At 40.0% G+C, this 9,380-nt stretch carries 10 protein-coding genes and 1 pseudogene; 4 read left to right on the top strand and 7 right to left on the bottom strand.

Going from position 1 to position 9,380, the window contains the following annotated elements; translation table 11 throughout:
• Positions 1-68: 68 nt before the first annotated feature.
• The 5 genes from ACFFLE_RS07190 to ACFFLE_RS07170 form a co-directional block, all read right to left on the bottom strand.
• The gene (locus ACFFLE_RS07190; RefSeq protein WP_380570462.1) at positions 69-980 is read right to left on the bottom strand and encodes an N-acetylmuramoyl-L-alanine amidase; all 912 of its coding nucleotides are present in this window, start codon (positions 978-980) and stop codon (positions 69-71) included.
• Positions 981-1,026: 46 nt separating this feature from the next.
• Positions 1,027-1,311: a holin gene (locus ACFFLE_RS07185; RefSeq protein WP_380570461.1), complete on the bottom strand. Its 285-nt coding sequence runs from the start codon at positions 1,309-1,311 to the stop codon at positions 1,027-1,029.
• A 15-nt stretch (positions 1,312-1,326) separates the two neighbouring features.
• On the bottom strand, positions 1,327-1,584 hold the full coding sequence (locus ACFFLE_RS07180; RefSeq protein ID WP_380570460.1) for a hemolysin XhlA family protein: 258 nt from the start codon (positions 1,582-1,584) through the stop codon (positions 1,327-1,329).
• Positions 1,585-1,971: 387 nt separating this feature from the next.
• Positions 1,972-2,391 carry a sigma factor-like helix-turn-helix DNA-binding protein gene (locus ACFFLE_RS07175; RefSeq protein WP_380570459.1) on the bottom strand — a complete coding sequence of 140 codons (420 nt, stop codon included), beginning with the start codon at positions 2,389-2,391 and terminating at the stop codon, positions 1,972-1,974.
• A 183-nt stretch (positions 2,392-2,574) separates the two neighbouring features.
• Positions 2,575-3,504 carry a DnaD domain-containing protein gene (locus tag ACFFLE_RS07170; protein ID WP_380570458.1) on the bottom strand — a complete coding sequence of 310 codons (930 nt, stop codon included), beginning with the start codon at positions 3,502-3,504 and terminating at the stop codon, positions 2,575-2,577.
• Positions 3,505-3,860: 356 nt separating this feature from the next.
• Between ACFFLE_RS07170 and ACFFLE_RS07165 the strand changes: the two genes are divergently transcribed.
• Both ACFFLE_RS07165 and ACFFLE_RS07160 read left to right on the top strand, forming a co-directional pair.
• The gene (locus ACFFLE_RS07165) at positions 3,861-4,211 is read left to right on the top strand and encodes a helix-turn-helix domain-containing protein (RefSeq protein ID WP_380570457.1); all 351 of its coding nucleotides are present in this window, start codon (positions 3,861-3,863) and stop codon (positions 4,209-4,211) included.
• Positions 4,212-4,408: 197 nt separating this feature from the next.
• Positions 4,409-4,855: an ImmA/IrrE family metallo-endopeptidase gene (locus tag ACFFLE_RS07160; protein ID WP_380570456.1), complete on the top strand. Its 447-nt coding sequence runs from the start codon at positions 4,409-4,411 to the stop codon at positions 4,853-4,855.
• Positions 4,856-4,895: 40 nt separating this feature from the next.
• On the opposite strand, the gene ACFFLE_RS07155 is transcribed toward ACFFLE_RS07160, so the two are convergent.
• The gene (locus tag ACFFLE_RS07155; RefSeq protein WP_380570455.1) at positions 4,896-5,501 is read right to left on the bottom strand and encodes a DedA family protein; all 606 of its coding nucleotides are present in this window, start codon (positions 5,499-5,501) and stop codon (positions 4,896-4,898) included.
• A 154-nt stretch (positions 5,502-5,655) separates the two neighbouring features.
• On the opposite strand from ACFFLE_RS07155, the gene ACFFLE_RS07150 reads away from it, so the two are divergent.
• Together ACFFLE_RS07150 and ACFFLE_RS07145 are read left to right on the top strand one after the other, a co-directional pair.
• A complete protein-coding gene (locus tag ACFFLE_RS07150; protein ID WP_380570454.1) occupies positions 5,656-5,895 on the top strand; it encodes a hypothetical protein in 240 nt (79 codons plus the stop codon).
• 255 nt (positions 5,896-6,150) lie between these two features.
• Positions 6,151-6,891, top strand: coding sequence for a hypothetical protein (locus ACFFLE_RS07145; RefSeq protein ID WP_380570453.1), 741 nt, complete (start codon positions 6,151-6,153; stop codon positions 6,889-6,891).
• A 417-nt stretch (positions 6,892-7,308) separates the two neighbouring features.
• Here the strand turns inward: ACFFLE_RS07145 and ACFFLE_RS07140 are convergent.
• Positions 7,309-8,662: pseudogene (locus tag ACFFLE_RS07140) on the bottom strand (transposase).
• Positions 8,663-9,380: the final 718 nt, after the last annotated feature.

The raw sequence follows: 9,380 nt of genomic DNA, 5'->3' as shown, positions 1-9,380 counted from the left end.
CCTACTATATGAAAATAGTACCACAGGACCTGGCCGGGTCCTGTGGTACTAATCTTAGTATGTTTTTATTAACTAAACGTGCCCCAATCTGGCCCGACTTCACCAGTGACACTATTCCATGTTTTAACAGGCAGATATTTCGTCTGACCATTTACATAGTGTTCGATCCATATGTGATTATCTTGCCTCAATAGATAACTGTATTCAGTTGACCATCCTGGATTTTCATACCCCCCTTTTGGAGCGGACAGGAACGGACTGCCAATGCGGGACATGATGCGTGTGCCCCCGACTTTAAAAGTGCCGCTTGTTTTGAGATATTGTGTACCATATTGATTAGTCTGCCATTCTTCTTCAGGTGCAGGCGCGCCTACATTTGAGAGTGTCTTGAATTGCACGCCAAAGTAGTCACATACCGCTTTGACATCACAGTCCGCCATATCTGTAATGTACCGTTCTTGTTTATTTCCGAAGATCAATGGAAAATCTAAGTTGTTTGTCATAAATCCATGCTCCACCAGGACCATCGGAAAAGTAGTGGATTCCCTGATGATGTGAAGGTTTGTCCAAGAGTTATATTGGGCTGCATGCAGTCCATTGCCGTGGATGCTATACCCCTTCTTTTTCATATTGTTGATGATGTTCGTTGCGAACTGTTTACCTTGTCTACTGGTATACCAGTAGAATGCACAACGCCCATTTGCACTTTCTGTCCCAGCATTGGCATGTAGGGAGATTCCAAGATCTGGACGCTTGCTGCCGTAATAGTTGGTACGATTCACAAGATATACATCTTTGCTGTCGAATGGCTGTGCCATAATGACCTTAAAGCCGTTATGTTCAAGCAGACGTTTTACGCGTTTCCCTAACTTATTATTAAAATCAAATTCCGCATATCCTTTTCCATCTTTGTAGACACCTTTACCTGGCGGGAATGTGTTGTTCCCATGTCCAATATCCAATGCAATTACTTTACTCATATTCAACACTCCTTGATTTTTTTAAATTTGAAATAAAAAAGACACCCTATTTTAGAGTGTCTGTTGTAAACCCTTCTCTTCTTTTCGCAACTTCCCATGCACCTGTAGCCATCAGTCCGCTGATCAGGCCTGCGGACACCCTGCCGCCCATTGATAAATCAGCACCCAGTTCAGGCACTAATGCGCTCAAGGCACCAAGACCTGCACCAATTGTTACACTGACCAACGGCAGAAAATTCTTCTTTATCTTTTGGGTACGTTTCAACACTTCTACGAGGCCGAGTGTGATACTTGCTATGACCCCACTGAACAGCAGTATTCCTTCCATCATTTTCACCTCCTTTCATTATATGAAGATGAACCCAAGTACAAATATAATGAATGGCACCAATATCCCGGCTGCAAAACCGGCTGCCCATTTCAATGTCAGTTTGAGCTCTTTCACCTTTTTCTCGTTTTGTCGGCACATATCGAACGCCTTATTGGACTTGTCATATGCCTCATCCGCACGCTCCCGTATCTGCTCCAGCCCGCTCAGTTTGCCATCTATCTGTCCCAAGCGGTCAAATAGCTTAATGACGATATCTTTTTCATCTACTGGCATCAAATCACTCCTTCACTTATATTCAAGCGCATATTGACCACCCCCTTTTTTTCATAAAAAAGAGGCCGCTTCTCAGCAGACCCATATCTTTAGTATGTCTTTCCGGTAATGCTGATAGATCATCAGAGATAACTTGGCCGACAAATCTCCTTTCTCACTGCTTCACCCCCTACTTTTTGTGTATTGTTCTATTCAAGATTGTTAATGTTTGCCAACAAACAAAAAAGACACTCACATGAGTGTCTTCGCAGTATTTGAATTTAAAACGAGATCAATGGAGGAAAATTGTGCGGCCAAGCATTTCATCCTCTCTATCCATCTTTAATTCTATATAAGGTCCCCCACATACTCATCATTTTTATAACAATTTCAGCATTTTCAACTTTTTCAGTCCTTCATCAACAAGCATGCCTCCTTCATGATCTGATAGACGCGTGTCGTTGACACCCCAACCTCTTCCGCGATACTTTGGTACGTCATGCCATCAAGCCTTAGGTTGAAGACCAGCGCCATACGTTCATCTGTAATACGGCTCCACCTATTTTGGATATATCGTGCTCTCGCTTCAAGACGAGATAGTTCAGCCCCCCTCTTCAGCCGTCTTTCCACTTCATTGTGTACGGGGTCACTGGTTGTGCCCTGTGCTTTTGGCATAACGGATTCGATGCCATATTGAGCAGTCGCTCCACCGCCTACATCTGAGTTATATTGCGCGCGCAATTCTTTTATTTTCGAGATATAATACGGATAACTATTGATCATGTCCATAATCTTTTCTGTCGAGTATGTTTCAGTTGTATATTTCATAATTCAACTCCACCCATTTTAAAGTTTGATTGTGGCTGGGAGCATAAGAACTTCTCCACCAACCATCTTGCGTCTCTTCTATATATCGTTTCATTCTCAAATACGAGCAAGCTTTGTAATGGCTCAACGCTTCTCTTATGATCAGTTCTGGTTATTGTACATACACTATTTTTGTCATCTCACCTATCCGCCGCTTCTGAATTCCGTAATCATCTTTTGAATCTCAGGGTCTTCGCCCGCCGTCTTGATTGGCTCTGTTGCCCCACCAGATTTCGATCTGTTCTCATCATTCAACCATGATGGCGCCACTTCACCCGGTTGCTCACGTTGCTTCCGTTGGTAAGAGTGCTGCATGCGCTTTAGATTATCACGTTCAAACCGCCGTTTGTCCGCTTTGACCTTTTCTATAGTATCTAAGCCGTCAGCCTGAAAGCGGGATAGAATGCCGTTGATATGACTGTGATGCTTTTTGCCTGCATCATAAGTTTCTTTCATGGCCTCAATGATGATTTCTGGGGAATGCCTCTTTAACCACTCCTCCACTTGTGCATTTAAAGCACCAGTTACTGCACCGAAGCCAAAATATTCATATGCTTGAAATATCTTTCCGACACGTGCGTCATAAGTCATGGATGTATATGGGTTATCATCATTATTGTTCATTATTAATGCGTTATTGACCTTATCGTCATTATTGTTTGTGCGTCCTTGTGTCACCTGCGTGTACCCGGCGCGTCCTTCTCGTATCTTTTCAGATGCTTTCCGGTGTCTTTTCTGTATATCTCCATTTTGATAAACATCATAATTAATGACGGTCAGGAGTGTCTTTTTGGTGTCTTTTTCTGTAAGTATCATCCCATCGCTCTCCAATAATTTAAGAAAACCATCAACCTTCGTTCTCGACCAGCCCCAACGTTCTCCAAGCTGGCGCATACTGGTTATCCTTTGTCCTCTTTCGACTCGAATCAATTCATTATCACACATCACTTTGTTGTCTTTATGATTGACCATCAACAGTAAATCGACCCAGGCTTCGAACTTAGAGAATTTTCGTTTTTCCTGGAAAAGCCAATGATCTTCTATACACCGGTGTAGACTGATCCAACCAGTCATGCAATCATCCCCATTCTTCTTGCTTAATTTCTTCAGTTATTCATTCAGCAGCCAGTTCAGCGTTGACTTATTTTCTGGATTACTGCATATTCCACTTCGATTTGATTTAATTCAGAGCCAATATATTACTCTTAAAGAGTAACTTTAAGTCAAAAATTTTTATTTGATTGCTGTGATTTATAATACAACCAATGTACTTTTAAACCTTAAAATATGCGCCCTGATAACTTTCATTATAATACTCTTTGTGAGTAAGTCAATGAATATATTACTCTTTATGTATAAATAACTTTCTCTATTAGAGTAAATGACATATACTTATCATGTGAGCAACATCTAGGAAAGCGGGGAGCGCCATGAATAGAGACCGTCTGATACATCTTAGGGAAAAGAGGGGATGGACCAAGGCTGAAAGTGCGCGTAGATTAAGCATAGCTACCAGCACTTATTCGAGCTATGAATATGGCCATCGAAAGCCTGACAGTGAAATGCTTGTAAAGATAGCTAAACTACATGATGTGTCCACCGACTATCTGCTTGGAAATGATCGGAAAGAAAAAGCGAACTCGCTGCAAGAAGCTGACGTTCTAATGTTTTCTGATAAAGAAGGATTTGATAATCTTTCAGAAGCAGACAAGCAGGAGTTAAGGGAATTATTGAATGATCAGTTGGAGTTCTGGATTGAGAAGAAGAACAAGGGGAAATAACGTTCTGTCGTAGATAATCGTGAATATGGGTAAAAGCAATGCTTTTTCTACACGAACTACAATGGTTAGTTCTCGCTGGAAAGTGTTTTGGAACTACTTCAGTATTCAAAGACAATAATAAACTGACCACATAGGCTTCAGGTGGTCAGATATTTTTTTAGAATAAAATCGAACATACGTTCCTTAAGGGGGATTTTATGAGAATTGAGAAAGTCGTCAACGAAGTGGCTGATACTTGCATTACAGATAACTTGGATTTGAACATCCCTCACCTGTCTTACATGTTTTCCGCACACATCATGTATAACGACCATACAAGTTTTTATTATAATAAACAGGGGGTGGATATCATCGCCATTAAGGTTGGCGATCCCTTTGAAATGTGGCAATCGTTTTGCCATGAAGTTGGACATATGTTCCTCCATTGCACCAATCAACAGATAATGCCTCATGCGTTCAACTATAAGCAGGAAGCTGAGGCCGAGAAATTTGCATTGCTGCTGATGATGCCGGAAAAACTGATTATGCGCCATAAATTATATGAAGCACAGGATGTTGCGAATTATTTTGAAGTTCCAATCGACTTGGCTATGCAACGTATGGAGATGCTGATTGAATATACGCATGCAAATACCTTTGACTAAAATATTTAAGGTTTCTATGGAGAATCAATCAATGAAATCATCATTTCCTTTTCCTTCCTATAAGTATGAAGATGAGGAAGAGCGCCACTGCAATCAGGATGCCATACATGATCTTTGAGTAGGTATCCATATATCCGACAATCGTCTGCCAGGAGCCACTGACCGAAGCGCCGAGATACACAAGGACAGTATTCCAAATTAGGGTCCCTAAAGTGGTCAACGCAAGAAACAGCACGATGTTCATTCGTGCCATCCCTGCAGGAATCGATATGATGCTGCGCATCACGGGGATGAAGCGGCTTACAAGAACCGCCCCTATTTCATATTTACTGAACCAATCATTGTATTTAAGGAGATCTTCCTGATTGAGGCGGAAGATATGCCCCCACTTGTCGACAGCATTTTCCATCCGCTTCTGGCCTTGAGACATGCCGAAGTAATATAATGCAATGGCACCTAAGACGGAACCGATGGTCGATGAAACGACAACACCAGTCATGCTCAAGTTTGATTCAGTTGTTGTGAACCCGCTGAAACTCAGCACGACTTCAGAAGGTATCGGTGGAAAAACATTTTCCAAAGCCATCAAAAACGCGATGCCGATATAGCCAAAATTATTTATGATATAGGTAAGCAGGCTTTCCATTTTATCCTCCTTGACCACACCCAGATTATGGATGAAGTATACTTCACATACCCTTTTCAATTACCCGTATTTGATCTCATTATGCTGTAATTGTTTAACAGCATGGATAATATGGTAATAATAAATAAATGAACAGACAAAGGAGTGTTTGATCATGTCAGAAGAAAATAAGAATCAACAGGAACGGATGAAAGAAGTAGCAGAACAGAAGGCAGAAGAAGGCAAAAGACAGAAAGAACAGATGAAGGAAAAAGCCCAGGCCAAACAAAGTGATTATAGAGATGAGAAATCAAAAGATCTTGCTAAACATGTTGAAACACAAGGAAGAGCCCCTGATGTGGAAGATCAGGCAGAGTTGGAAAAAGGCGAAAACCCGTCCAATCAATATAGATAAACACATTGTAAAATACAGGCATACCTTAGATGGGCATGCCTGTATTTTTAATTATATATACTCTATTTAGTTGAATCTTAAGGTTTTGATTGTGATATATAAGTTGCATAAGCAAAATATGTTTGAGCGAACAATGCTTAAATGATAATAAAATTGATATTTAAACTTTATAAAAAACATATAGATGAAATCTCGCTTAGCCAACAAGCAACCTATGTTACAATAAATGTAATTTAATCTAGGAGGTTACATATCATGAAAAAATATCTATTAACTGGCGGCTTTGCCACTGCACTATTACTCGGTGCTTGTGGAACCGATGGAGAGCAGTCAGAAGAAACTGTAGCTGAAGAAACGACAGAAGAGCAAACTGAGAAATCCGAACCAACTGAAGAGGTCACTGAGGAAACAACTGGGGAAGAGACTACTGAAGAAGCTGCTGAAGTTGAAGACGAGATTGATGAAGTGGTTGATGAAGTTGAGGAACCGGGTTCACTTGCAGAAGCAAACGAAGAACTTGCCGGCGAGGATGGGTTGACAGAAATATACGGATATAATGATGAAGAAGTTACTGAAGAAGTAGGTAGCCTAATTGTTACACGTAATTCCGCTGTTGTGTTTGGCATGAAATTAGATGAAGATACAGCATGGTATTTTGAAGATGAGGGTTACTCACTCGGAGACGAAGTACAAATGATAACTATCGAGTACACAGTCGAAAATACTGTGGAGGATCCAAGAGATTTTTACCTTAACCAGACAACACTTATTACAAGCACGGGCGAACAGATAGAGAGCGAGTGGTTAATGGACAGTGGTTTACAGTCTGAAATGCTAGGTGCTGTTAAGTCGACAGGGGACGTAACTTTTTTACTGCGAAATAGTGATGCGGACGATATTGAATGGGTAGACATTATTATCCCGAGTTTGAGTGATGAGAATTACGATATAGTGTCTGAAGAATACAAGCAACGTATTGAAATAATGAAAGAATAAAATTAAGCCACTTCATGAGTGGCTTTTACTATGGTCTAAATCAGCACGGCGCATCTCGAGTACTCTGTTTGTTTAAACCAAGCAATATAGCGACTGACTCCTTGCCATCTTTTAACTGTACCTAGAAGTTGAACAATGCCACGTATAATTGAATATCCATTTCCCGGAATAATTTATGTATAATTTGTCTTATAGCATAAGTCGCCTATTAGACATACTATGACTAATCTCTTTATAGTCAAAGTTATTCTATTAGCGTATAAATTTCTCATTTCATTACCTCTATCAAATCTCACGGCAACAACTACAGAAAAGGCATAGAATCACAAAAAATATACTAAGTGAATCAATTTCATAATTGCTCATTTTAAAATTACAAAGACCAACAGAATTAAAAATTATAATTTTTAAAAACGATTATGCAGCTTGCTGTTGGTTTAATTTTCCATTGATACGATCTGCTGCCAATTTTGAAGCATTATAAATCAGCGTTGCCATGTCAAAGTGAATTTCGGCACGTTTTCCAGTCCGATAGCGGACGTTGTCTAACTGAAAAATTCCTTTAAATATGCGTTAACTCGTTCAACAGCGGTACGTCGTTTGAAAATCGTTTTCCAAGCCTTAGAACCGCGGACAGGCGCTGTGTACTTCCGAAGGTTCTGAGTGATTTTAACCTTGTATACCTTTTGACAGATACCTTCATTAGCCAGCGGACATTCGTTACATTCTTTCGGTCTTATATATTTTAGCGTTTCGTATTTTGCATCAAAACTATCATAGCGATAAGAGTGTTCTCGAAAACAAGTAGGGGCAAAATGCTTATCGAACCCGATGGGTTCGGGTTCATTCCGCTTGTTATAAGCAATCACAGATTGTTGTCCCATTCTGTGTACTTGTTCATATATTGGTTCGTAATCGTACCCAGCATCCATTGTTTGATAGTGCAAAGAAGGCATTTGCAGGCGTTCCCCTATCCCTTTAAGTAACGGGATCGCTGCTTTACCATTATTTAGATTTCCAGAAGAAAAAAGGGCTTGTAAAATATATTGGCTTGATGTACCAATGGCGGGAGGTCCCTTGTAACCAAACCAAGAGGCATTTTTTCCTTCCGGGTTCTTTTTCACACCCCATTTTGGGTCTTGAGGAACTTCGGCACGTAATTCAGTCAAAGGTACATCTAGTTGCGCTTCTATCTTCTTTTCATATAGAGGCAGGTTCGCTTCCTTTTCATCTTGTTCTTTCAGCCGTTGTTCGCGTTCTTCTTTGGATTTACGCCCACGTTTTTTGGGCTCAGGCTTGTGCTTTTCTTCTTTTGGTGGCGCCTGGTCACGCGCTTCAAAATGGGTGGCATCAACAGCGGCTGTATCATCTGTAATAAAGCCTTCGGCAATGGCTTGTAGAATCACATTTTCTCGTTCTTCCTCTAGGATATTAGACTCAATTAATTTGGTGACAAGGCGAGAATAAGAAGACTCTGATGGCACATTATCTGAAACAAGGAAACCGCAATTTAATTTAAAGGCAATGTCGTCGTTCAGCCGTCTTACCAAATCCTTTATCGTAGGGATTCGTTCAACGTATCGTACAAGGGGGAAATAATCATGGCTGCGTAATTAAGATCCTCCGGTGCGCCAAATCGGGATCTTTTAGTCACTTTGTGATAAATTTTCCCCAAATTAATTGCTGAAATAATTGCATCATATTTTTGGGTAGGTTCCATGTCATATAGTTCTTGAATGCTAAATAAACTAGATTGACGTATAATGGTCATAGGGAGTGCCCCTCCAGTCTTTTTATGGTTGTGTTAACAACTCTACCATTATACAAGATTTGAGGAGGTGCTTCCTTTTTTAAGTTTTCAAACCCTTGCCCTGTAAGGGCTAGGAATTATGAAATTCATTCAAGTAGAATAATATTTTGCAAATGTACATAAATGAGGTTGAGGCCAGCTCATAATTTTTGAGTACAGTGACAGGGCTGATATGGTTTTCGATACATCTAATCTCACAGTTTAATTGTACCTTGAACCCTTCTGCTGAATATCGAAGCATACTACTATACTTAGAGCCATTCGCTCGATGAACATAAGCCAGCTCAGGGAAACATGATGAAGAAAAATTTATAGAGGAAAATAAAAAGCGGACACGTATTGAAGACATGTCCGCTTTAAACATTGCTATATCAATTAGTTTTAACGGACAGTGAGGGATTTGACTTCAATATCATAGTTTATCAAAACTTCTCAACGGCGCCCTTTTAAAGCTGGTTTTTTATCAGTCATTATCATATATTGTTGTGCTTTTTGGAACGATAATGGAACATAATCAATTTATATTCTTCGCTTAAATTTTGTTAATATATTACAAATTGTATTGACTTATTAATACAGTCATATAACCTAGATTGTATATTATAATTTCGCCGATTGTAAAATTAAGCTAGACACCTAAAAAGGGTCACGCGTGATACACTCAAAATGAGTTTTCCGA

It is taken from the genome of Salinicoccus siamensis (assembly GCF_042429615.1).
GTDB classification, from domain to species: domain Bacteria; phylum Bacillota; class Bacilli; order Staphylococcales; family Salinicoccaceae; genus Salinicoccus; species Salinicoccus siamensis.
Note: the sequence above shows the minus strand (reverse complement) of the source record. Positions and strands in the feature narration are given on the sequence as shown.

What these genes read in the sequence shown, in the direction of transcription:
- ACFFLE_RS07165 (WP_380570457.1), top strand. Translation starts at nt 3,861, where the DNA reads ATGAATAGAGACCGTCTGATACATCTTAGGGAAAAGAGGGGATGGACC.
- ACFFLE_RS07175 (WP_380570459.1), bottom strand. Translation starts at nt 2,391, where the DNA reads ATGAAATATACAACTGAAACATACTCGACAGAAAAGATTATGGACATG.
- ACFFLE_RS07150 (WP_380570454.1), top strand. Translation starts at nt 5,656, where the DNA reads ATGTCAGAAGAAAATAAGAATCAACAGGAACGGATGAAAGAAGTAGCA.
- ACFFLE_RS07155 (WP_380570455.1), bottom strand. Translation starts at nt 5,501, where the DNA reads ATGGAAAGCCTGCTTACCTATATCATAAATAATTTTGGCTATATCGGC.
- ACFFLE_RS07170 (WP_380570458.1), bottom strand. Translation starts at nt 3,504, where the DNA reads ATGACTGGTTGGATCAGTCTACACCGGTGTATAGAAGATCATTGGCTT.
- ACFFLE_RS07160 (WP_380570456.1), top strand. Translation starts at nt 4,409, where the DNA reads ATGAGAATTGAGAAAGTCGTCAACGAAGTGGCTGATACTTGCATTACA.
- ACFFLE_RS07185 (WP_380570461.1), bottom strand. Translation starts at nt 1,311, where the DNA reads ATGATGGAAGGAATACTGCTGTTCAGTGGGGTCATAGCAAGTATCACA.
- ACFFLE_RS07190 (WP_380570462.1), bottom strand. Translation starts at nt 980, where the DNA reads ATGAGTAAAGTAATTGCATTGGATATTGGACATGGGAACAACACATTC.
- ACFFLE_RS07145 (WP_380570453.1), top strand. Translation starts at nt 6,151, where the DNA reads ATGAAAAAATATCTATTAACTGGCGGCTTTGCCACTGCACTATTACTC.
- ACFFLE_RS07180 (WP_380570460.1), bottom strand. Translation starts at nt 1,584, where the DNA reads ATGCCAGTAGATGAAAAAGATATCGTCATTAAGCTATTTGACCGCTTG.